Source organism: Stutzerimonas stutzeri RCH2 (genome assembly GCF_000327065.1).
Classification (GTDB): Bacteria; Pseudomonadota; Gammaproteobacteria; order Pseudomonadales; family Pseudomonadaceae; genus Stutzerimonas; species Stutzerimonas stutzeri_AE.
The window spans coordinates 2774575-2796438 of record NC_019936.1; the positions used below are offsets into that span (position 1 = coordinate 2774575).

A 21864-nucleotide genomic window follows, 5' to 3' on the forward strand; every position below is an offset into this window, starting at 1 on the left:
TTTTCATCCAATACATTCCCACCTGGAATCGGAGCGACACGTGGACCTGGCTAACCTCAACGCTTTCATTGCTGTCGCCGAAACAGGTGGCTTTTCGCTGGCCGCGGAGCGCCTGCACCTGACTCAACCAGCCGTCAGCAAGCGCATCGCGGCACTGGAGTCGCAACTCGATGTACGCCTTTTCGACCGGCTCGGCCGTGAGATCGGGCTAACCGAGGCCGGCCGCGCGCTGTTGCCGCGCGCTTATCAGATTCTCAACGTGCTCGACGACACCCGCCGCGCCCTGACCAACCTCAACGGCGACATCGGCGGCCGGCTGAGCCTGGCGACCAGTCATCACATCGGCCTGCATCGTCTGCCGCCGCTGTTGCGCGCCTTTACCCGCGCCCATCCGCAGGTCAGCCTGGATATCCGTTTTCTCGACTCGGAAGTGGCCTATGACGAGGTACTGCACGGCCGCGCCGAACTCGCGGTGATCACCCTTGCGCCGCAGACAGCCGAACCGGTCAGAGCGGTGAAGGTGTGGGACGACCCGCTGGATTTCGTCGTAGCCCCCGAGCACCCACTGGCGAGCAAGACTGACATCCAGCTCGCCGATATCGCTGGGCATCCGGCCGTCTTTCCCGGCGGCAATACCTTCACCCACCACATTGCCCAGCGATTGTTCGAACGCGAGGGGCTGACGCCCAATATCACCATGAGCACCAACTACATGGAGACCATAAAGATGATGGTTTCCATCGGCATCGCCTGGAGCGTACTGCCGCGCAGCATGCTCGACGAACAGGTAGTCAGCCTGCCCTTGCCAGGCATTCAGCTGACCCGGCAACTTGGCTACATCCTGCATAGGGAACGCACCCTGTCCAATGCGGCGAGGGCCTTCATGGCACTGCTGGATGCTGAACGCGGTGACTGACCAGACGAGACAACTACAAGAAAGGGCGCCTATAGCGCCCTTCTCTTCTTTGCAGATCAACCCTCCAGCGCGGGCCGCTGATCGGCGTTGATCGGGATGCGCTTGGGCTTGGCCTCTTCCGGCACCACGCGCACCAGATCGATCTTGAGCAAGCCACTGTTCAGCGCAGCGCCTTTCACCTCGATGTGGTCGGCCAGCCGGAACGACAGCTTGAACGCCCGCTGGGCAATACCCTGATGCAGATAGGTGACGTTCTCGGCCTCGCTCTCGCGCCGCCCGCCACTGATGGTCAGCACACTACGCTCTACCTGCAGATCGAGATCGGACTCCTGGAATCCGGCGGCAGCGACCACGATTCGATACTGGTCGTCACCGTGTTTCTCGATGTTATAGGGTGGATACGAGCTGCCGGTGTCGTTGCGCAGGGCGGACTCGAACAGGTCGTTGAAACGATCGAAGCCCACGGATTGCCGGAACAGAGGGGCCATGGGAAACGAACTCATGATAAACCTCCTGAAATCAGCGAGTTGAAACAGGCGGGACCCGGCTTCGGCATCCCGCTGAGCCTTAGATAGGAACCGTTCTGCAGATTTCAAGGCGCATGAAACAAGCCTGCCGACAAGAGGTAACACCATGTCCAGAGTCATGCTGATCACAGGTGCCAGCCGTGGTATCGGCGCCGCCACTGCGCGGCTTGCAGCTCGCCAGGGCTACGCGCTCTGCCTCAATTTCCACCAGCGCGAAGACGCAGCAAATCAGGTGCTTGAGCAGGTCCGCGCTGCGGGCGTGCCGGCAATCACGGTCAAGGCCGATGTCGCCGACGAGAGCCAGGTGCTGCAGATGTTCGAGGTGATTGATCGCGAGTTCGGCCGCCTCGATGTGCTGGTCAATAACGCAGGCATGCTCGAACAACAGATGCGTCTGGAGCAGATGGATGCCGCTCGCTGGATGCGCGTGCTCGGCGCCAACGTCATCGGCAGCTTTCTATGCGCCCGCGAGGCGATCAAACGAATGTCCACGAAGCACGGCGGCCAGGGCGGGTCGATCATCAACCTGTCTTCCATCGCCGCTCGGTTGGGTGCGCCCGGCGAGTACATCGACTACGCGGCGGCCAAGGGCGCCATCGACAGCATGACTGTCGGGCTGGCCAGGGAAGTGGCCGGCGAAGGCATTCGGGTGAATGCGGTACGACCCGGTGTCATCCATACCGAGATTCACGCCAGCGGTGGCGAGCCGGATCGCATCGAGCGGGTCAAGGCAAGCGTGCCCATGGGACGCGGCGGTCAGGCCGAGGAAATCGCCGAGGCCATCCTCTGGCTGGCCAGCGAGCAGGCCAGCTATACCACCGGCGCGTTGCTGGATGTCAGTGGCGGGCGCTGACCGGACTAACCCAGCGCCGCGACCTGAATGCCGGTATCGACGCCAAGCATCGCATCGATGCGTGCGCAATCGTTTTCCCGCCGCATGGCCGCAAACAGCGCCACGGCTTCGGGGTAGTTGCGCGTCAGCAAGGCCAGCCACTGTTTGAGTCTGCCGGGCGCGTAGCGTGGCGCAATCTTGCCTCGGGCCTGCTGCCAGAAGTCCACCAGTGTCGGCTGGAACTCTGCCCAGCTCATCTCCGGGAGACTCAGGCCCTGTTTCGCCGCAGCGATCTGTCGCGCCAGATCCGGCCGGGAAACCAGGCCGCGACCCAGCATGATGTTCTCCGCGCCGCTGACTTCACGGCAGCGCTGCCAGTCGGCCAGCGACCAGATATCGCCATTGGCGTAGACGGGTACCGATACCGCTTCCTGCACCCGCGCAATCCACTCCCAGTGCGCCGGTGGCTTGTAGCCTTCGACCTTGGTCCGCGCATGCACTACCAGCTGCCCTGCCCCGCCGTCGACCAGCGCCCGAGCGCAGTCGATGGCACTATCGGGGCTGTCGAACCCAAGGCGCATCTTGGCGGTAACCGGGACATGCGCCGGCACGGCTCGCCGCACTTCGCAGAGGATGGCGTGCAGCAACTCCGGCTCTTTCAACAGCACGGCGCCGCCGCGCGACTTGTTCACCGTCTTGGCTGGGCAGCCGAAATTGAGGTCAATAGCCGGCGCGCCCAATGCGCAGGCAAATGCGGCGTTATCCGCAAGACAAACCGGATCAGAACCAAGCAACTGGACGCGCACCGGTGTGCCGGCACGGGTCACAGCGCCGGACGTTAGCTCGGGTGCAAGCTTGCGAAAGCTGCTCTTCGGCAACAGACGGTCGGAAACGCGAATGAACTCGGTCACGCACCAGTCCACGCCGCCCATGCGGGTAAGTACGTCGCGAAGAATTTCGTCGACCAACCCTTCCATGGGTGCCAAGGCAATCTGCATATCACGCCACTAGATGATGAAAGGCGGGCATTGTACGGATGCCCGATCTCTGAATCACGCCTGGCCTGACATCCGTCGTCGGCTATTCCTCAATCGTGCCGCCTATCGTATCGGTACCCGTGGTAGCGCCCATTCCTCCAGTGGTCCCCGTGTTACCGGTGCCCATCGTGCCCAAGTCGCTGTTCTGGTGCTCGTCGGCAGATCGCTGCTGGCGCTCTGCCGACTCCTTATCAGCATCACTTGAACTCGGCGCATTAGATTCGAGCGTCGATCCACTCAAGGAACCACTGGAGTGGTTGTTTTCACGCGCCTGCTCCGATGAGCCAGCCCAGGCTCCGCCCGAGCAAGCCAGAAGCAGTACCGCAACAGATGTAAGTACTCGTTTCACAACTACCTCCTCGGTAATCAAGGGCAGCGCTAGTCGCTGCGCTTTTCCAGCTTCGGGCGGCGCCGGTGCTCCATGTCGGTCTCGTTACCACCATGACCAGGCTCCGTGGAACTGTTCTGCTTCGACGAAGTTTTTTCGGATGACGAATCCACCGATGTGGCGCGCTGCTTCTCATCCAGGTAGTCGACCCCGCCGCCGATGCCCATCGACCCGTTGCCGGCGGCACCGCGATCTGCCGCGCCCGTGTTCTGAGCAAGCGGAACTCCCGCAAAGGGCAATTCCAGACTCTGTGCGCCTGCCGTTGAAGCAAGTACTGCGATGACTAAACCGAGCTGAATACGCATGTCGGACACCTCCGCATCGTTCACCTGATAGTTAGGCAGCACTCGCGTTCCGGAGTGCGTTGGCTAGCGACCGATGGCATGCCGGAACCGCCTTCCGCCGCAGGGGTCACATCCACAAGGACGAATATGGATCACAGAGGGAAGCACCGGATGGAACCTGCGCTGATACTGGCAATGATCTTTCTAGGCTGGCTGTCAGTCGCGCTCGCCATGCTTTGGGGAATGATGAGGATCGCGCGGCGCCATCATCCGCAGGCACGACTGTCGAAGCAGCCATGCCCATCGCCGACGTCAGTCGACCCAACCGCCCTAGCCTCTTGGCATGCCTGACGGCTATTTCCATCTTTTTTGAAATAAATCCGTGACAGCAGCATTTGAAGCTGTAGAATGCGCATCGCGGGATGGAGCAGTCTGGTAGCTCGTCGGGCTCATAACCCGAAGGTCGTCGGTTCAAATCCGGCTCCCGCAACCAAATTTCAAAGGCCACTCAATGAGTGGCCTTTTTTTTCGCACTGCGATTCTCTGGGCTCAGCAACACCTACGCTGATCGCAGGCGCGAAGCTAAGCATTTGAATAAATTACCCTTTTTTCGCCCTTCCAATTGACAACGGGCCTCCACTCTGTAGAATGCGCCCCACAGACGCGGGATGGAGCAGTCTGGTAGCTCGTCGGGCTCATAACCCGAAGGTCGTCGGTTCAAATCCGGCTCCCGCAACCAAATCACGAAAAAGGCCACTCAGACGAGTGGCCTTTTTCGTTTGCGTGTCTCTTTCACCGGACAGACCTTCAGCTATTAAGCCGCACTTTAGGAATGGAAGTCCCGAAGAATTAACTCCTTAGAGAGTATTGCTCAGCCTATGCGGAATAATACTCCCTTCGTTTATTCATATGGCACCTATGGCCAACAAAGGAATAGCGGGTTTATCCAGCTTAGAGCTAATTACTGCGGCAGATACAACCACTTCATGATAGCCCTAGGCCAGCCCACACAAAAAGCAAAATTCTTTTAACTTCAATAGATTAGTTAGCCTGATCACTCCCCAGCCGCCAACCCCAACATTTTTTTGGCTCTCCAGCTTGACTTGGTTCACGTTATGACGGATATCTATTCGCAACAGGGAGCAATACGTTGCAGAGCAGTTTAAGACCAACTGGACAGGTCAAGTTTTGCAACGCGAGAGTTAAATCCCCCTGCCTGATTAGTCTCGCTTTTTAAAGAAGCGATGCAGGCGCGTTCGCCATAAGCATTGAAGAGTCGGGCTCTGTAGAGTTTCCGGAGTGCGGTAGCCATGCCGGAATCTCTCAAACTCTGGCGCGAGCGTCAGCCGATCGTAGCTGACGGGGAATAATGTACAAGCCATTCGAATCGACAAACAAATAAGTCGATGGCGGTAGCTTTGTCTAAACGAAAAGTCGTTTAGACAATTATTAACTATGCCAGCTGGCTACAACCTACTGCCCAGCATCACGTCGTAATCACTTAATTTCCACTCAGAATGCCGATCAGCAGCGGCGCTGCAGTAGCTGCCACTCGACCAAACCGTTTCGCCTGGCCTTTGTGCAGGGAGAACTATCGTGTCAACAATCTTTTTTGGAACAGAAGATCAGGACAAGGCATTGATTGCGCGAGACATGTATCAGAATGGCTATGCCTGCATACCCGACTATTTAAAAAACCTGCAACTAACCCAACTGCGCGAACAAGTTTACGAGCAGGCTCGACAGCATCATGGGGAATACTTCGCTCATCACGACGGTGAACAGGTAGCGGGCTCGCTGCTTGCCACATTGAGCAGCGCACCGGAGTTCCAGTCGCTTCTGGACGACGTGTACCAGCTCGGCGCCGGCAAGGCGGCGCCGAGCAAGCGCATCTATCTGGTATTGCGATGCGTGCAGGGTCAGACAGGTCGCAAGGAGTCGAACTGCTTTCACTACGACGCTTCCCTGGTAACGGCGCTGCTACCGGTGGAAATTCCGCAGGATGGCGACCAGCGCGGGGATCTGCTGCTGTTTCCCAACCTGCGCAAGCTTCGCAAGTATGTGCTGGTCAACGTGCTGGAGAAGGCACTGCTGCAGAACAAGCTGAGCCGCAGACTGATTACCCGCGCGATAGGCATCGGGCTGCTCCGGCCACAGCGCCTGCAACTGGTACCAGGCAATCTCTACCTGTTCTGGGGTTATCGATCCCTGCATGCCAACGAACCTTGTGATCCGGCGCAGATGCGCGCTACCGCCATCTTCCATTACGGCGATCCCCACGCCGGCAGTCTGATGACCCGAATGATCCTCAGGCACAACCAACGCAGAGCACGGCGGGCAAGTGCAATCGGTACGCAGCAACCGGTCTGAGCGCCCAGCTGTGGCACCCAGCGTAACCCCCGGATGCCATCCGGGGTGGCTGAGCTTCGATAAGGAAATCACCATGATCAACGTGACCAAGTCGTACCTGGGCAACAAGAACAAGTTCAAGGCGTATGTGGACCGGATCTACAACACCGGCTGGCTTACCAACCATGGGCCACTGGTGACTGCCCTCGAGCAGCGTCTCAAGGACTACCTCGGGGTGCGCAACATCATTCTCACCAACAACGGCACCATTGCACTGCAGATTGCCTATCGAGCGCTGGGAGTTACCGGCAGCGCAATAACCACGCCGTTCAGCTTCGTCGCGACGACCAGTTCGCTGCAGTGGGAAGGGATCAAGCCAATCTTCGCCGACATCGACCCGGCGACTTGGAACCTCGATCCGAACCAGATCGCGCGGCATATCGAACCTGACACAACGGCCATCGTGGCCACCCATGTGTTCGGCAACCCCTGTGATGTCGAACGCATTGAACAGGTTGCGCGCAGGCACAACCTGAAGGTCATCTACGACGGCGCCCATGCCTTTGGTACTCGTTACAAGGCGCGCTCGGTCTACAGCTGGGGCGATATCAGCACGCTGAGCTTTCACGCGACCAAGCTGTTTCACACCATCGAGGGCGGCGCCATCGTCACCGATGATGACGACCTGGCCGAGCGGATTCGTCTGCTCTGCAACTTCGGCATCGTGGATACCGACCAGATCGAAGGAATCGGTATCAACGCCAAGCTCAACGAGTTCTCTGCAGCCATGGGCATGTGCGTACTTGACGATATCGAACTTATCCTCGAGTGCCGTGCGGAGATCGGTCAGCGGTACGCACGCCGGCTCGGCGACCATTTCGAGCTGCAGAAACCACAGCCCGAATCGCAAGGCAACTTCAGCTACTTCCCTGTCGCACTTGCCGATGAACAGCAGTTGTTGCGCTGCCGAACGCAACTCAACGAGAGCGGCATCAATCCGCGTCGCTATTTCTATCCTTCGCTGGACACCCTGGAACACCTCCAGCCGCAGGTGCCGCAACCGCACTCACGGGCGCTGAGTCGCAAGGTGCTATGCCTGCCGATCTACCCCGGCCTGCCGCGCAAGGTCCAGGAGAAGGTCATGCAGACGCTTATCCAGGAATCGATCCACAGCACGCAATCAGACCGGATTCTGTTCCGGCCCTTCGTCGAAGCCTTCGGGCTGCTCAGCGGGGAGCAACTGCCCGCTGCGGAGTGCAAGCGCATTTCCTGACTCATCGAGGGGGGGCAGCTACAGCTCATGTCAGATCCCAAGCGGTTTTCGGTGATCCGCAACACCAGCCTCAACTACCTCGGCCAGGCCTATGCCCTGCTGGTCGGCATTCTGATCTTGCCGTTCTACCTGGGGCACCTTGGGGCTGAGGCCTACGGCTTGATCGGTTTCTTCGCCGTGCTTCAGGCGTGGTTGCAACTGCTCGATGCTGGAATGTCACCGGCACTGGTGCGACAGGTGGCGCACTATCGCGGCCAGGGCGACCTGGCCGCGGGTCGCGGACCGGCCGGACGCTTGCTGCGCTCGTTCGAACTGCTCCTGCTGCCGATCGCCCTGGTCACCTGCGTCACCATCTACCTTGGAAGCGGCTGGATCGCTCAGACCTGGCTGCAGGCGCGCGAGCTGAGCACCGGCACCATCATGCAGTGCATCAGTCTGATGGGGCTGATGGTGGGCTTGCGGCTCTACGCAACGCTGTACAAGAGCGGGCTGCAGGGGGTTGAGCTGCACGGTTGGCTGAACGCGGCGAACATGCTGATCGCCACTCTGCGCTATTTCGGCGGGTTATTCCTCGTCGCTTACATATCCCAGAACCCGCTGGATTTCTTCCTGTTTCAGGCAGCCGTCGCCCTGGTGGAAACGCTGGCATTTGCCAGCAAGGCGTACGTCCAGCTGTCGAGTCCACGGCTGTTCACTGGCATCGATTGGCGGGTGGTCCGGCCTGTGCTGCCTTTTGCCGGCGGCATGTGTTTCACCTCGCTGCTATGGATAGTGCTGACCCAGCTGGACAAGGTGCTGCTGTCCAAGGTGCTGCTGCTCAAGGAGTACGGCTACTTCTCGCTGGTGGCACTGGTTACCACGGGGATCATGACGCTGACCAACCCGCTGGTTCAGACCTTGCTGCCACGCATGACCATGCTTGTGGCCGAGCAGCGAATCGCCGACATGGAGCGGCTGTACCTCAACGCCAGCCGCTTCGTCTGCAGCGTGCTGTTTCCCATGGCTGCAGTGATCGCCTGGCACGGACAGGCACTGATCTACGCCTGGACCGGCGACTCGGCTGCCGCCGAATGGAGCGAGCGCATGCTGTTCTGGTACGTGCCAGGCAGCGCACTGATGGCCGTCAGCGCGTTCCAGTTCTACCTGCAGTACGCCTACGGGCAGTTGCGTCTGCATATCTGGTACAGCGTGATTTCCACGGCCGTCAGCGTGCCGATCGTGATCTACGCCGCGCTTGTGCACGGCGCCCATGGAGCCGCGTTGGCCTGGTTCTTTCTGCGCCTGGCGACTTTCATAATCTGGCCTCCGGTGGTGCACCGGCGCTTCGCCCCAGGCATGCAGGGCATCTGGGCGCGGGACATGCTGCGGATAACCGCTATGACGGCACTTGGCATTGCACTGGGCGAGCCGTTGTTCAGGCTGATCGCCAGCGACAACCGTTTCGACATTCTGCTGGCGCTGGCGGTAAGCGGAGCGATCTGCCTGCTGCCCGTCGCCGCCAGTTCGAAGCCACTGGTACTCAAGCTTTATTTCCTAATCAACAAGCGAGCATCAAAAAATGGAATTGAAGAGCGAGCAAGCCTTGATTGAACGCTGGGGCGGCAAGACTGAACCGCTGCTGAGCGTCGTCTGCCTGGCATACAACCATGCCTCTTTCATCAGGAAGACGCTGGAGAGCTTTCTCCAGCAGGAAACGGATTTCCCCTTCGAGGTGATCGTTCACGACGACGCCTCGACCGATACCACCGCTGCGATCATCGCTGACTACGCGGCGCGCTATCCGAGCATCATCAAGCCGATCTACCAGACGCAGAACCAGTTCAGTCTCGGCGTGCCGTTCAGCACGCGGCTGTTCGCCCGTGCAGCCGGTAAATACATCGCCTATTGCGAAGGCGACGACTACTGGACCGACCCCAGCAAGCTGCAACAGCAGGTGGACTTTCTCGAGCAGCACCGCGACTACGTGATCACCTACCACGACGCCTTCATGTTCAACAGCCAGGGCATCATCCAGAGCCCGCAACTGACCGGAAAACTGCGCAAGGACGCCACCGCACAGGAGCTGATGCAGGGTCGCCCGCTGTCGACACTCACCGTCTGCTTTCGCAACCTGATCCAGGAATTACCGCCGGAGCTGCTCGGTGTGGAAGTGCTGGATATCTGCTGGTGGTCACTGCTCGGCGCCTACGGCAAAGGCAAGTTCATGGAAGGGATCAGCCCCGCCGCCTACCGCGTGCACGAGGGCGGCATCTTTTCCATGCGACCCAGCAGGCAACGCATCCAGATGGCGATGCACGCCCACTATTCCCTGGCGCGCTACTACAACCGCATCGGCAATAACGCCCTCTACGAGTATTTCCTGATCCAGGTCTTCGGCGCGTGTCTTGCGCTGATCTCGCCCTTCAGCAAGCTCCAGGCGCTATCGACCATCGCGCAGAACATCAGCCTCAATCTGCTACGCAGATTGAGCCCTCGGCTGGCCAGGAGCTGACCAGCCCGCACCCGCTTCTTTGCAATAACGCACCATGAGGAAGGATTCCCAATGACTGCCTTGACCCGCTCTTCGCTGGAATATGACGCGGACAACCGCATCGACCTCGCCGCAATCATGCGCACGGCCTACGACCACAAGGCGCTGATCATCGCCATCACCGGGTTGTTCGCCGCCCTGGGCGTGTTCTATGCATTGATCGCCACGCCGATCTATCAGGCGACCGCGATGATCCAGATCGAACCCAAGAAGGCCGCCATCACCGGCGTGCCGGAAATTTCGGTACGACCCGATTCGGTGTCCCAGGCGGTCACCGAGATTTCCCTGCTGAAATCCCGTGCCGTGCTGGGCAGGGCCGTCGAGGAACTCAAGCTCTACATCGTCGCCAAGCCTCGTCAATTCCCAGTGATTGGCGGGTTCATGGCGCGCAGGCACGACCCCGCAACCGACGGAGCGCTGGCCGCACCGCTATTCGGCTTTACCAGCTATGCCTGGGGCGGTGAGAAGCTCGAGGTTTTCCAGCTTGATGTCCCCGAGGCCTATCTGGGCATGGAGCTCACCCTGACCGCCGGCAATGCAGGCGACTTCAGCCTGCGCGACGACGAGCAGCAACTGATTCTGCGTGGCCAGGTCAACCAGGCGGTGGAGAGCCAGGGTTTCAAGGTCCAGATCGCCGAACTGGAGGCACGTCCAGGCACCGAGTTCCTGCTGGTGCGCAATCGCCCGCAGACCACGGCGCTCGAGTATCAGGATCGCCTGAAGGTTGGCGAGGCAGGCAAGGACTCCGGGATCATCTACATGTCCCTGGAAGATCCGGACCCGCAGCTGGCCAGCCGCGTACTTGACGAGATCAGTCGGCTGTACGTGAGCCAGAACATCCAGCGCAGCTCGGCCGAAGCGGCGCAGCGTCTGGAGTTCCTGCGTTCGCAACTGCCACAGGTGCGCAAGGAGCTGGAGAAGGCCGAAGCGGCGCTGAACAGCTATCAGACCAGTTCCAAATCCGTGGACATCAGCATCGAGACCAAGGGCGTGCTCGACCAGATCGTCGCGCTGGAGACACAGATCTCCGAGCTCACGCTCAAGCGGGTGGACTACGACCGGCTCTACACCCGCGAGCATCCGACCTACCGCACGCTGATGACCCAGATGAACGAGCTGCAGGCGCAGAAAGCCCAGCTACTGAAGAAGGTCGATGCCTTGCCCATGACGCAGCAGGAGTTGCTGCGCCTGAAGCGTGACATGGAGGTCACCACCCAGACCTACACGCTGTTGATGAACCAGGCGCAGGAGCAGGACATCCTGCGCGCCGGCACCATCGGCAACGTGCGCATCATCGACAACGCGTACTCGATGATCGAGAAGCCGTCCAAGCCGGTTAAACCACTGGTCGTGGCCATCGCGATCTTCGTCGGCCTGCTGGCTTCGGCGGCAGTGATTCTGCTGCGCCAGGCGTTCTACCGCGGCGTTGAAAGCCCGGATGCGATCGAGAAGCTTGGCGTGCCGGTGTATGCCGGGCTGCCCTACAGCGCCTCGCAGGATCAGTTGAACCGCAGCCGCAAAGCGCGTGACGGCAAGACCCGCCTGCTCAGCCTCACCGAGCCGACCGACCTCGCTGTCGAATCGCTGCGCAGCCTGCGCACCAGCCTCAAGTTCGCCATGCTCGAAGCGCGCAACAAAGTGCTGATGATCACCAGCCCCACACCGTCGGTGGGCAAGTCGTTTGTGTCCAGCAACCTCGCCGCCGTTATCGCCCAGACCGGACAGCGTGTGTTGCTGATCGACGGCGACATGCGCCGCGGCTACCTGCACAACCTGTTCGGCATGGCGCCGCGCAATGGTCTGTCGGACGCCCTGGCCAGCGGCCTGAGCCTGGCTGAGATCACCAACCGCACCGAACTGAAGAACCTGCATTTCATCTCCGCTGGGTTCTCCGCGCCGAACCCCTCCGAACTGCTGATGCACGACAACTTCTCCCGCCTGCTGCGCGAAGCGGAGAAGCTCTACGACTTCATCATCATCGATACGCCACCCGTCCTGGCGGTCACCGATGCCGTGCTGGTCGCGCAGCAAGCCGGCACCAACCTGCTGGTGGCCCGCTTTGGCCTCAGCACCAGCTCACAGATCGATGCCTCCAAACGCCGCCTCGGACAGAACGGCGTGCTGCTCAAGGGCGTGATCCTCAATGCCGTGAAGCGCAAGGCCTCCACCTCGCCGTACGACAGCGGAGCCTACGGCTACTACACCTACAACACCCAGCAAGCCTGAACGCCAGACAAGGAGGAGGTGCACCGTGCTCAGAACCGTCTCGATGATGCAGCCTTATCTATTTCCGTACTTGGGCTACTTTCAACTGATCGCGCTCAGCGATGTGTTCGTCCTGGGCGATGACCTGCAATACGTCAAAGGCTCCTGGATGAACCGCAACCGCATCCTGGTCAACGGCCAGCCCAAGCTGATCACCTTTCCATTGAAGAAGGGCCACCAGACCGAGCGGATCAACCAGCGCTGGCTCTGCGACGACTTCGACAAGGAGGCCGCCGCGCTGATGACAACGCTCGAGCGCAGTTACGCCAAGGCACCGCAGCGCGATGCGGTGCTGCCGCTGATCCGCGGCATCCTGCAATGCCCCGAGCGCAACCTGGCGTTGTTCACCGAAAACTCGCTGCGCTGCCTCTGTGCCTACCTGGGTATTCGCACGCCGATCTACCGCGGCTCCACCCTCGACTTGCCGGCGAAGATGGACATGCAGGACCGGGTTATCCAGTTAACCCACCGCATGGACGGCGAGCTGTATCTGAACCCCATCGGGGGCATGGACCTGTACTGCCCTGCCCGCTTCCGCGCTGATGGATTGCTGCTGCGCTTCCTGCGCATGGACGCGATTACCTACACGCAGCTCAAGCATCCGTTCGTGCCCTCGCTGTCGATCATCGACGTGCTGATGTTCAACAGCCGCGAGGCGCTCAAGGAATTGCTGCTGCGCTTCAGCGTGGTCGAGGGCCACGAGAAAAGGGCAACGCTGACACTGGCTTGAAGACATTCAGCCTGCCATGGAATTCGAGCAGGCCAATCATCCGGGAAGGACATCCTCATGACACCTAGCAACACCGCGCGCTGGTACCTGATCCAGACCAAGCCACGCCAGGAAGCCCGCGCCGAAGAACACCTGCTGCGTCAGCACTTCGAGTGCTACCGACCGGTCAAGGCGTCGTCCCCTTCACGCGGATCGCCAATCGCCAGGACCGGCGAGGCACTCTTTCCGGGCTATCTGTTCATTCGCCTGGATTGCATTCACGACAACTGGTATCCGATTCGCTCCACTCGCGGCGTCAGTCGCGTGGTGAGCTTCGGTGGCCAACCGACGCCGGTTCGCGATGAGCTGATCGCGCAGCTGCGCCAGCGTCTCGCGCAGAGCGAAAGCGGGCGAACGGCGACGTTCAACCCCGGTGATCGCGTGCACGTCAGTGGCGGCAGCTTCAGCGAGATCGAAGCGATCTTCGTCAGCAGCGACGGCGAGGAACGCTCGGTGATCCTGCTCAACCTGCTGCAGCGTGAACAAAAGGTTCGAGTGCCCACCCGCTATCTGCAGTGCCACTGCTGAACAGGCAGGGCGCCGTGGATGCTGCCCCTGCCCCCTGACAGGTTCAATCAGCGAGCCGACCAATGAAGATCCTATTCCTCAATGCGTTCTACGCCCCGCATATCGGCGGCGGCGCGGAAGTCATCCTCCGGCATCTGGCCGAGGGGTTGCAGCGTCGCGGTTGTGAAGTGGCGGTTCTGGCGACCGGCCCGGATGCCGGCCTCGATATGCAGATTCAGGACGGTGTGCGGGTCTATCGCGCCAGCCTGGCAAACAGCTACTGGCATTACACCCAGCAGCGCCCGAGCAGTCTTGCCCGGCTCGGCTGGCACTATCGCGACCGCTACAACAGCGAGATGCGCCGCCATGTACGCGAAGTTATCGACCGCGAGCAGCCGGACATCGTGGTGAGCAACAACCTCACTGGCTGGTCGATCTCCGCTTGGGACGAAATCAGCGCCGCCGGCCTACCCATCGTTCAGGTACTGCACGACCTGTACCTGCTCTGCCCCAAGGACACCATGTTCAAACGCGGCAAGAGCTGCCAGCGCCAGTGCGGTCTGTGCTCGGTATTGCGCCTCGGTCATGCCGGCGCCTCCAGCCAGGTCGCCACTGTGATTGGCGTCAGCCGTTCCGTGCTGGAACGCATCACCGCGCAAGGTTACTTCAGCCGCGCCCGCCAGCATGTGGTGCATAACAGCACGCCAGCCAACCCCGGCCAGGGCAGCAAGCCGAAGAGGCGCAGCAGCCATCCGCTGCGCTTTGGCTACATCGGCACGCTGTCGGAAAACAAAGGCGTCGGCTGGCTGATCGAGCAGTTCCAGCGGCTGGACATCGATGCTCGGCTGGATATCGCCGGGCGCGGCAAGCTGGATTACGAGGCCAGGCTCAAGGCCATGGCCGATCCGAAGAAGGTCAGCTTTCTCGGTTACTGCGACAGCGACGAGTTCATGCAAAGCATCGATGTGCTGGTGGTGCCGTCGCTGTGGGCCGAGCCGTTCGGCCTGGTCGCCGTCGAGGGTTGCGCCAACCACCTACCGGTGATCGCCAGCAACATGGGCGGGCTGCCAGAGATCATTCGCGACGAGTGTAACGGCCTGCTCTGCTCGCCCGATGATCCGGACTCGCTCGGCATCGCCATGCTCTGGCTCTACATCGACGGCGCACTGCGGCAGAAGCTGGCCAGCCAGGCGCGAGCCAGCGTGCTGCCGCTGCTGGATATGGAACGCATGCTGGATCAGTACCAGTCGATCCTGCACGAAACACTTCAGGGAACGAGAATCCACCATGAACCAGAGCCTGCTGATCACCCCGCGCCAACGCGACTCGAATCCGTTGGCATTCGACAAGCCGACATTGTTGACGCTGGTCGTCGCCTCGCTGCTGCTGACTGAAACCTTCTCCGGCGCCCTGCGTTACTACTTCGACATGGCCGGGATTTCCTGGCTGCTGTACCTGCCGAAGGTGGCCTGCCTGCTGGCCCTGAGCCTTGAACTGCTGCGCTATCGGGGCTGGCCCGCGTTCTGGCTGGTACTGCTCGGGCTGGTCACTTCCAGCCAGTTGGCACTGCTGCATGGCGCGGAACTGGGCAATATCGGTTTCAGCCTGTTCATCTATATCCCGCTGCTGTTCGGCTTGATCTGCGGTCGGCATCTGGAACTGCGGCTGGGCCTGCTGCGGAGGATCATCGGCTTCTGCCTGATTGCCAGCTTCGTCGGCATCGCCCTCGACCTGCTCACCAGCGTGCCGTGGAAGGGTTACAGCTACATGGTCGGAGAGGTGGAACTGAGCGCCAACCGCTCCTGGGCGTTCGACGACATCGACCGCATCGGCGGCTTCGCCCGCATGTCCACGGCGCTGTCGGTGATGATTGCGGTGTACAGCCTGTTCATCGCCGCCTTCACCCGCTCTCGGCTGCTGCGACTAATGCTCTATGCCGCGGCGCTGGTCGGCATCGTGCTGACCACCAACAAATCCACCGCGGCAGCGTATGTGCTGACACTGCTGATGCTGGTCGTCACCGCCTACCGCTTCGCCAGCGCAACGGCCTTCCTTATCGCTGTACTCGTCGGCCTGGCACTGCCAATGGCCAGCCTGGTACTGAGCCTGGACCCCAACGCCGCCAATAACGGCACGCTGCTGGCGTCGTTCGCCGATCGGCTGATCAACAGCTGGCCGAACTTTATCGGCGTGATCACCCGCGAGGGCTGGGGCTGGTGGGGCGCCGGCTTCGGTGCGGTGGGCAGCGCCGGTCAGGTCTATCCGATGCCCGGGCTGGAACTGCTGAGCATCGCCGACAACACCGCCCTGTATCTGTGGGGAATGCTCGGTGTGTTCGGTGTACTGCTCTACCTGTTGACCTTCCCGCTCATGCTGCGTCTGCACGAACGCGGGCCGCGGCTGCGCAGCGCGTTGCTGCCGATCGTGTTCTGCATCTGCCTGGTCGCGTGGGCCACAGATGTGCTGGAGGTGTCGATCGCCACGCTGTTCCTCGGTCTGGCCATCTCCCACGTGCTGACGCCGGCTCGCCGCCCGATCAGCAGTCTGACGGGGCAACGGCTGCCTGAACTGCAACACCTGACCTGAGCATCAATCACTTTCATGGACGATTTACATGACGAAGCGCTCTACCCCGCTCAACGCCCTGCTGCTGGGCGGCTTGCTTGGCCTTGCTCCGTTTGCGCCGGCCCAGACCACTGAAGAGCCTTTCGTGGTCGGTGTCTGTGCCCATGAACTGCACAAGGGCGACCCCAGTGGCCGCGCCTACGCGATGATGCGGGATGCCGGCATCACCTCCGTGCGTACCGATGCCCACTGGGCCTACGTCGAGCGCCAGCCGGGCCAGCTGAAGATCGAGCCTTCCTGGCGTCGCTACCTGAAGGAAACCGCCCGCCACGGCCTGAACACCCAGTTCATTCTCGGCTACGGCAACTCCCACTATGGTGGCGGCGAAAAGCCTCGCAGCGAGCCGGTCAGAGCCGCGTTCAACCGCTATGTCGAATTCATAACCGAGGAACTGAAAGGCCAGGTGGCGTACTACGAGATCTGGAACGAGTGGGACGTCGAAGACCCGCGCGACCCGAAATTCACCCAGGACTATGCACGGCTCATCGCCGATGCCTCGGGCATCATCCGCCAGCGTGCGCCCAATGCGAAGGTGCTCGCGGGTGCCGTGACCACACAGGGCATCGAATCCGGCTTCGCGCTGCGCCTGCTGGAAAACGGTCTGATGCAATCGGTCGATGGCCTGTCGCTGCATCCCTACGTGCACTGCCGGGGCTGGCGGCGCAACACGCCCGAGGCCTGGATCGACTGGATGACCGAGGTCGACAAACAGCTGACCCGCGCCGCCGGACGCCCGGTCCCGCTCTATCTGACCGAAATGTCCTGGCCTTCGCATCAGGGCGCCTGCGGCATCGACGAGAACCTGCAGGCGGCCTATCTGGCACGCGCCTACTTTCTCGCCAAGACGCTGCCCAGCATCAAGGGCATGTGGTGGTACGACTTCCGCAATGACGGCACCGACAAGACCGAGCGCGAGCACAACTTCGGCCTGGTTCGCCAGGATTTCAGCATCAAGCCGGCCTACCCGGTGCTGGCGGCGATCAGCGAGATCGTCCGGGAGTACAGCTTTGTCGGCCGCGACGAGAGTGCCAAGGGTGACGTGGTGATGCTGCGCTTCGCCCGCGACAAGGAAGAGCTGATGGTCGCCTGGAGCGCCGGCAAGCCACGCTCGGTGGAGCTGCGAAGTGCAGAAGGCAACGCCGGCCGCGTCGCCATGATCGACACCGCCCAGCCGCAGCACGGTCGGGTAACCACCACCAGCGAATGGACGTGTACAGCCCAGGGCAGCGGCTGCAGCACCGAGGTAAAGCTCGATGGCTTCCCGAAGATCATCAGCATGCAAGCGGTTCGCGACGAAGACTGACAACGACTGCGCTGGGCCCGACCCGGCATACCCCGCCGCGCCATCACCCGTTCGCGGCGACTGCTTAAAGCGAACCACTCTCTGCATCACCGAGGAGTCAGCCGCTTGCTCGTCGCCGTCTCTGACGGCCGCTCACGCTTTTGCCGAAATAAACGCAGTTTCCCAAGGAGAGCCACTCATGATTGCCATCAACGCTCGTTTCCTCACTCAGGAAACCCGCGGCGTGCAACGTTTTGCCGAGCAGGTCTGCCTGGAGCTTGGCGCCATGCGCAAGGATCTGACGTTCCTCGCGCCTCAGGACATTCGCATGCACACCAGTGCCGAGCGCCTGCAGGTACGCCGCGTCGGCCGTAACCGCGGGCATCTATGGGAGCAGATCGATCTGCCTCTGTGGCTGGCCAAACATGGGCATCCGCCGTTGGTGTCGCTGTGCAACACCGCGCCGCTGATCTATCGCAACCAGATCGCCACCCATCACGACATCACCTACGTTCGCCATCCGGAGAGCTACTCGCGCGCTTTTCGCAGTCTCTACAAGGGGCTCACGCCGCTGCTGCTCAAGCGCATCAAGGCGCTGATCACGGTCAGCGACTTTTCGCGCAAGGAAATCGCCCGCTACTACGGCTACCCGAGCGAAAAGATCTGCGTGGTGCCGAACGCCGTAGCCGCAAAATTTCGCCCGCCTGCCGATGGGCAAAGCCGCGACGCCAGCCGGCCGTATCTACTGGCGGTATCGTCACCGAATGCGCACAAGAACTTCGCCCGAATGGTGGCGGCCTTCCTCAGTCTCGAGGGGTTCGACGATGTGGAGCTGCATATCGTCGGCGACTCGCATTCGGTGTTTTCCGGCACCGATTACAGCGTTGCGGGCAATACGCGCGTGCGTATGCTCGGTCGGCTCGATGATGAGCAGCTGGTACGGCAGTACCAGGGCGCGACGGCATTCGTATTTCCTTCGCTCTATGAAGGCTTCGGCATTCCGCCACTGGAAGCGCAGGCATGCGGCTGCCCGGTGATCGCCGCCCGCGCTGCATCGATCCCCGAAGTGCTCGGCGAAAGCGTGCTGTATTTCGAGCCAATGAACATCGAGGACATCGCCCGCTGTATGCGCCACGTACTGCAGGACGCGGGGCTGCGTGACGACCTGCGCACCCTCGGCCTGGCGAATGTCGAGCGCTACTCCTGGAAACGCTCGGCGCAGACCGTCTCGCAGCTGATCGACCAAGCCCTGATGGGCAAGCCCAGCCCGCCAAACTTTGCCTGGTCATCCGGCCGACACTGAGCCGATCCGAAAGCTGTTCCGACAATTCATTCATCACCTGAACGAGGCAGACCATGGAACGGTTGGCGCATATCGACGCGCTTCGCGGCAGCGCAGCAATACTGCTGATTTTCCAAATCCTGCTGGTGCCGCTGCTGGACAGTAGCTGGCTGCTGGAGCACGCCTTGGACCCCGGCATCCTGGCTTGTCTCTGGCTCCTGCTCGGCTGTGGTTTCGTCGTGCCGGTCAGCTTGCACAGCGGTGCACCTGGCGCGCGCGGCTTCGTCATTCGACGCCTGTTGCGCCTGGCGCCGGTCTACTTGCTGGCGGCGCTGCTGACGGCCATCCTGCTGCCCGCAGCACCGGCCTGGCTGCCGGGCGTGCCAACGCCAAACAGCGGCGTGGCGTTCGAGGTCATCGGCGGTTACGGCGCCCTGCCGCCATTGCTGCTGTTCTACGCGCTTTGTCTGGCGCTTCAGGCCCTCGGGCTGCTGCGCAGTGTTGGCCAGCGAGCGGGCTGTTCGCTCCTGCTGCTGACCGTCGCGCTGGCACTGGCATTGACGCAGCAGCTGGTCGAGACGGCATTGCCGGTGACGCTGCCGTTGGTGCTGTCGCTGATGTTCTTCGCATCGATCTGGTACGACGCCCTGCACGAAAGCAGCAGCTATGCCCGCAGGCGGGCTCGCGAATATGCGCGCTACATCTTGCGCGTCTACCTGCTGGTTGTACCGGTGGTATTTGTCGCCGGCTGGTCTGCTGCCGCAACGGCCTGGCCGCGGGATCTGCTCAGTTATGCACTGGCGATCGCCACCTTTGTGCTGCTGACCAGTCGGCTGGCGCTGCGGCCGCCGCTGCTCGTCTGGCTCGGCAGCCTCAGTTACTCGCTCTATCTATTGCTGCCGGCAATGCAGCGTCTGAGTCAGCTGCTGACCCAGACACTGAATCCATCCGGCCTGAACGCGGACCTCATCGCTGCCGTACTCGGCCTGTTGCTGACACTCGGCAGCGCCCTGCTCTGCCGCCAACTGCTCGATCTGCCACTGAGCCGCGCCGGCAAGCGGCTGACCGGTCAACACGACCTGATGCCACTGGTACGCCTGCATAGCCGCTGACCACGTCTTTAGTGCCCGTCTCGCGGCTTGCCGCTTCTTTTTCGATCAAGGATGTCATGCCATGAAAGTTGCCATCGTTCACGATTGGCTGGTGACGTACGCCGGCGCCGAGCGTGTGCTCGCCAGCCTGTGCGCCGTCTGGCCGGACGCTGATCTGTTCACCGTCATCGATTTTCTTTCCGATGAAGACCGCGTCCACCTCGGCGGCAAACGCGCCACCACCACCTTCATCCAGCAACTGCCGAAGGCGCGCACCCACTACCAGAAGTACCTGCCACTGATGCCGCTGGCCATCGAGCAGCTGGACATGTCTTCCTATGATCTGATCATTTCCAGCAGTCATGCGGTCGCCAAGGGCGTGCTGACCGGCCCCAACCAGCTGCATATCAGCTACGTGCATTCGCCCATCCGCTACGCCTGGGATCTGCAGCACCAGTACCTGCACGAAGCCAGTCTGGAGCGCGGCATCAAGGCCAAGCTCGCGCGCATGCTGCTGCATTACATGCGCATGTGGGACCAGCGCACCGCCAGCGGGGTCGATGAATTCATCGCCAACTCGCACTTCATCGGCCGGCGCATCAACAAAAGTTACCGGCGTCAGTCCACCGTGATCTATCCGCCGGTCGACACCCGCCAGTTCACCCTGCACGAGGCCAAGGAAGACTTCTATCTGACCGCCTCGCGCATGGTGCCGTACAAGAAGATCCCGCTGATCATCGAGGCCTTCGCGGCGATGCCGGACAAGCGCCTGATCGTCATCGGCACCGGCCCGGAGATGGACAAGGCACGCGAGGTCGCCGGCCCCAACGTCACCCTGCTCGGCTACCAGAGCTTCGAGGTGCTGCGACAGCACATGCAGCGCGCCAAGGCGTTCGTCTTCGCTGCCGAGGAGGATTTCGGCATTGCGCCGATCGAGGCTCAGGCCTGTGGCACACCGGTAATCGCCTTCGGCCGCGGCGGTGTGCTGGAAACCGTACGCGGTCTCGACCATCCCGAACCCACCGGTGTGTTCTATCCCGAGCAGAACACGGCCTCGATCATTGCCGCCATCGCCACCTTCGAAGCCCAGCGCTCGCGCATCAGCGCCGCAAACTGCCGCAGCAACTCGGAGCGTTTTTCCATTGAACGCTTCCAGCAGGAGATACGGGCGTTCGTCGAGGCGCGGCTGCGCGAAGCGAGGGCCTACGACGGCCAGGATTTCTTCCCTTCACCGGCACCCAATACGCCGCTCTATCCGGCTGCCGTGGCGCCAATCAAGCACGCCTAACTTCCCATTCACTTACGAGGTTTCAAGGATGAACACAGTAAAGCAGTGGATGAGAGCCACCCGCGCTCTCGGTTTCGCCCTTGTCCTGGCGGTAGATCCCGCCTGCGCGGCGGTGATCGTCGACTCACTGAGCGCAGACCCGACATCGGCCAATCTGCACGGCAGCCACACACCGTCCTGCGATGCCGCCAGCGCCACCAGCGTGATCGCCTACAGCCATTCAGGCAGCGATTCTGCACAGCACTGCGCCTCCGCGGCCGGAGGTCAGGGTGTAGAGCGCGCCGCGACCAATCGAGGCCGACACATGGCCGAACCCGCCGCCGGTTCGCTGTGGTTCCCGCCAACGGACGGCCGACGTTATTCATTCTGATCGGCGCCTCACGGCGTCCAGTAACCCAGGGAGCTTCAGCATGAGCACAGACGGAACATCCAGCGCGTCGCTGATTCTGGCCGACGGCTACTCCTACACCGAACTCATTCCCGCGCCCGGCCCACCCGGCGATCCGGCAGCCACCGGGTTCATCCGCATCTTTCACGCCTTCTTCAGCCCCGCCGAAGAAGAGTTGCCAGCGCAATCAGCCGGTTGCCTGCCCCTGGTCGTTCCAGAACAGTCCTGAGG

The 21864-nt window shown here is 61.4% G+C and carries 20 protein-coding genes and 2 tRNA genes; 19 read left to right on the forward strand and 3 right to left on the reverse strand.

The window, feature by feature from the left end; genetic code table 11:
- The first annotated feature begins 40 nt into the window (after nt 1–40).
- Nucleotides 41–916, forward strand: a complete 876-nt coding sequence (locus tag PSEST_RS12645) for a LysR family transcriptional regulator (protein WP_015277366.1) — start codon at nt 41–43, stop codon at nt 914–916.
- Nucleotides 917–972: 56 nt separating this feature from the next.
- On the opposite strand, the gene PSEST_RS12650 is transcribed toward PSEST_RS12645, so the two are convergent.
- Nucleotides 973–1419 (reverse strand): Hsp20 family protein, encoded by a 447-nt coding sequence (locus PSEST_RS12650; RefSeq protein WP_015277367.1) that lies wholly within the window; start codon nt 1417–1419, stop codon nt 973–975.
- 130 nt (nt 1420–1549) lie between these two features.
- On the opposite strand from PSEST_RS12650, the gene PSEST_RS12655 reads away from it, so the two are divergent.
- Entirely contained in the window at nt 1550–2296 is a 747-nt protein-coding gene (locus tag PSEST_RS12655) for an SDR family oxidoreductase (protein ID WP_015277368.1), read from the forward strand.
- Between the two features lie 5 nt (nt 2297–2301).
- Here the strand turns inward: PSEST_RS12655 and PSEST_RS12660 are convergent, their stop codons facing one another.
- Both PSEST_RS12660 and PSEST_RS12665 read right to left on the reverse strand, forming a co-directional pair.
- Entirely contained in the window at nt 2302–3273 is a 972-nt protein-coding gene (locus PSEST_RS12660) for a tRNA dihydrouridine synthase (RefSeq protein ID WP_015277369.1), read from the reverse strand.
- Nucleotides 3274–3690: 417 nt separating this feature from the next.
- Nucleotides 3691–4005: a hypothetical protein gene (locus PSEST_RS12665; RefSeq protein WP_041757016.1), complete on the reverse strand. Its 315-nt coding sequence runs from the start codon at nt 4003–4005 to the stop codon at nt 3691–3693.
- A 395-nt stretch (nt 4006–4400) separates the two neighbouring features.
- On the opposite strand from PSEST_RS12665, the gene PSEST_RS12670 reads away from it, so the two are divergent.
- The 17 genes from PSEST_RS12670 to PSEST_RS12750 all read left to right on the forward strand — a co-directional run bounded on the left by PSEST_RS12670 (nt 4401) and on the right by PSEST_RS12750 (nt 21862).
- Nucleotides 4401–4477: transfer RNA gene (locus tag PSEST_RS12670), tRNA-Met, on the forward strand.
- A 169-nt stretch (nt 4478–4646) separates the two neighbouring features.
- Nucleotides 4647–4723 (forward strand) — tRNA-Met (locus PSEST_RS12675).
- Between the two features lie 857 nt (nt 4724–5580).
- Nucleotides 5581–6354 (forward strand): hypothetical protein, encoded by a 774-nt coding sequence (locus tag PSEST_RS12680; RefSeq protein ID WP_015277371.1) that lies wholly within the window; start codon nt 5581–5583, stop codon nt 6352–6354.
- A 73-nt stretch (nt 6355–6427) separates the two neighbouring features.
- Nucleotides 6428–7606, forward strand: a complete 1179-nt coding sequence (locus PSEST_RS12685) for a DegT/DnrJ/EryC1/StrS family aminotransferase (protein ID WP_015277372.1) — start codon at nt 6428–6430, stop codon at nt 7604–7606.
- Nucleotides 7607–7633: 27 nt separating this feature from the next.
- Nucleotides 7634–9196, forward strand: coding sequence for a lipopolysaccharide biosynthesis protein (locus PSEST_RS12690; RefSeq protein ID WP_015277373.1), 1563 nt, complete (start codon nt 7634–7636; stop codon nt 9194–9196).
- Nucleotides 9165–10097, forward strand: coding sequence for a glycosyltransferase family 2 protein (locus tag PSEST_RS12695; protein WP_015277374.1), 933 nt, complete (start codon nt 9165–9167; stop codon nt 10095–10097). The genes PSEST_RS12690 and PSEST_RS12695 overlap by 32 nt, the downstream gene beginning before the upstream one ends.
- Nucleotides 10098–10148: 51 nt before the next feature.
- Nucleotides 10149–12362 carry a polysaccharide biosynthesis tyrosine autokinase gene (locus tag PSEST_RS12700; protein WP_015277375.1) on the forward strand — a complete coding sequence of 738 codons (2214 nt, stop codon included), beginning with the start codon at nt 10149–10151 and terminating at the stop codon, nt 12360–12362.
- A 25-nt stretch (nt 12363–12387) separates the two neighbouring features.
- Complete coding sequence (locus PSEST_RS12705) at nt 12388–13131, forward strand: WbqC family protein (protein ID WP_015277376.1); 744 nt, start codon at nt 12388–12390, stop codon at nt 13129–13131.
- A 57-nt stretch (nt 13132–13188) separates the two neighbouring features.
- Nucleotides 13189–13698, forward strand: a complete 510-nt coding sequence (rfaH, locus tag PSEST_RS12710; protein ID WP_015277377.1) for a transcription/translation regulatory transformer protein RfaH — start codon at nt 13189–13191, stop codon at nt 13696–13698.
- Nucleotides 13699–13760: 62 nt separating this feature from the next.
- Nucleotides 13761–15071 (forward strand): glycosyltransferase family 4 protein, encoded by a 1311-nt coding sequence (locus PSEST_RS12715; RefSeq protein WP_015277378.1) that lies wholly within the window; start codon nt 13761–13763, stop codon nt 15069–15071.
- On the forward strand, nt 14965–16263 hold the full coding sequence (locus tag PSEST_RS12720; RefSeq protein WP_015277379.1) for a hypothetical protein: 1299 nt from the start codon (nt 14965–14967) through the stop codon (nt 16261–16263). Before PSEST_RS12715 ends, PSEST_RS12720 begins: the two co-directional genes overlap by 107 nt.
- Before the next feature lie 28 nt (nt 16264–16291).
- On the forward strand, nt 16292–17605 hold the full coding sequence (locus PSEST_RS12725) for a hypothetical protein (protein WP_015277380.1): 1314 nt from the start codon (nt 16292–16294) through the stop codon (nt 17603–17605).
- A 178-nt stretch (nt 17606–17783) separates the two neighbouring features.
- Nucleotides 17784–18887, forward strand: a complete 1104-nt coding sequence (locus tag PSEST_RS12730) for a glycosyltransferase family 4 protein (protein ID WP_015277381.1) — start codon at nt 17784–17786, stop codon at nt 18885–18887.
- A 53-nt stretch (nt 18888–18940) separates the two neighbouring features.
- The gene (locus tag PSEST_RS12735) at nt 18941–19978 is read left to right on the forward strand and encodes a hypothetical protein (RefSeq protein ID WP_015277382.1); all 1038 of its coding nucleotides are present in this window, start codon (nt 18941–18943) and stop codon (nt 19976–19978) included.
- 61 nt (nt 19979–20039) lie between these two features.
- Nucleotides 20040–21245: a glycosyltransferase family 4 protein gene (locus PSEST_RS12740; RefSeq protein WP_015277383.1), complete on the forward strand. Its 1206-nt coding sequence runs from the start codon at nt 20040–20042 to the stop codon at nt 21243–21245.
- A 28-nt stretch (nt 21246–21273) separates the two neighbouring features.
- Nucleotides 21274–21615: a hypothetical protein gene (locus PSEST_RS12745; protein ID WP_015277384.1), complete on the forward strand. Its 342-nt coding sequence runs from the start codon at nt 21274–21276 to the stop codon at nt 21613–21615.
- Between the two features lie 40 nt (nt 21616–21655).
- On the forward strand, nt 21656–21862 hold the full coding sequence (locus PSEST_RS12750; RefSeq protein WP_015277385.1) for a hypothetical protein: 207 nt from the start codon (nt 21656–21658) through the stop codon (nt 21860–21862).
- Nucleotides 21863–21864 lie beyond the last annotated feature (2 nt).

What these genes read in the sequence shown, in the direction of transcription:
- PSEST_RS12650 (WP_015277367.1), bottom strand. Translation starts at nt 1,419, where the DNA reads ATGAGTTCGTTTCCCATGGCCCCTCTGTTCCGGCAATCCGTGGGCTTC.
- PSEST_RS12655 (WP_015277368.1), top strand. Translation starts at nt 1,550, where the DNA reads ATGTCCAGAGTCATGCTGATCACAGGTGCCAGCCGTGGTATCGGCGCC.
- PSEST_RS12660 (WP_015277369.1), bottom strand. Translation starts at nt 3,273, where the DNA reads ATGCAGATTGCCTTGGCACCCATGGAAGGGTTGGTCGACGAAATTCTT.
- PSEST_RS12665 (WP_041757016.1), bottom strand. Translation starts at nt 4,005, where the DNA reads ATGCGTATTCAGCTCGGTTTAGTCATCGCAGTACTTGCTTCAACGGCA.
- PSEST_RS12685 (WP_015277372.1), top strand. Translation starts at nt 6,428, where the DNA reads ATGATCAACGTGACCAAGTCGTACCTGGGCAACAAGAACAAGTTCAAG.
- PSEST_RS12690 (WP_015277373.1), top strand. Translation starts at nt 7,634, where the DNA reads ATGTCAGATCCCAAGCGGTTTTCGGTGATCCGCAACACCAGCCTCAAC.
- PSEST_RS12695 (WP_015277374.1), top strand. Translation starts at nt 9,165, where the DNA reads ATGGAATTGAAGAGCGAGCAAGCCTTGATTGAACGCTGGGGCGGCAAG.
- PSEST_RS12700 (WP_015277375.1), top strand. Translation starts at nt 10,149, where the DNA reads ATGACTGCCTTGACCCGCTCTTCGCTGGAATATGACGCGGACAACCGC.
- rfaH (WP_015277377.1), top strand. Translation starts at nt 13,189, where the DNA reads ATGACACCTAGCAACACCGCGCGCTGGTACCTGATCCAGACCAAGCCA.
- PSEST_RS12715 (WP_015277378.1), top strand. Translation starts at nt 13,761, where the DNA reads ATGAAGATCCTATTCCTCAATGCGTTCTACGCCCCGCATATCGGCGGC.
- PSEST_RS12720 (WP_015277379.1), top strand. Translation starts at nt 14,965, where the DNA reads ATGAACCAGAGCCTGCTGATCACCCCGCGCCAACGCGACTCGAATCCG.
- PSEST_RS12725 (WP_015277380.1), top strand. Translation starts at nt 16,292, where the DNA reads ATGACGAAGCGCTCTACCCCGCTCAACGCCCTGCTGCTGGGCGGCTTG.
- PSEST_RS12730 (WP_015277381.1), top strand. Translation starts at nt 17,784, where the DNA reads ATGATTGCCATCAACGCTCGTTTCCTCACTCAGGAAACCCGCGGCGTG.
- PSEST_RS12735 (WP_015277382.1), top strand. Translation starts at nt 18,941, where the DNA reads ATGGAACGGTTGGCGCATATCGACGCGCTTCGCGGCAGCGCAGCAATA.
- PSEST_RS12740 (WP_015277383.1), top strand. Translation starts at nt 20,040, where the DNA reads ATGAAAGTTGCCATCGTTCACGATTGGCTGGTGACGTACGCCGGCGCC.
- PSEST_RS12745 (WP_015277384.1), top strand. Translation starts at nt 21,274, where the DNA reads ATGAACACAGTAAAGCAGTGGATGAGAGCCACCCGCGCTCTCGGTTTC.
- PSEST_RS12750 (WP_015277385.1), top strand. Translation starts at nt 21,656, where the DNA reads ATGAGCACAGACGGAACATCCAGCGCGTCGCTGATTCTGGCCGACGGC.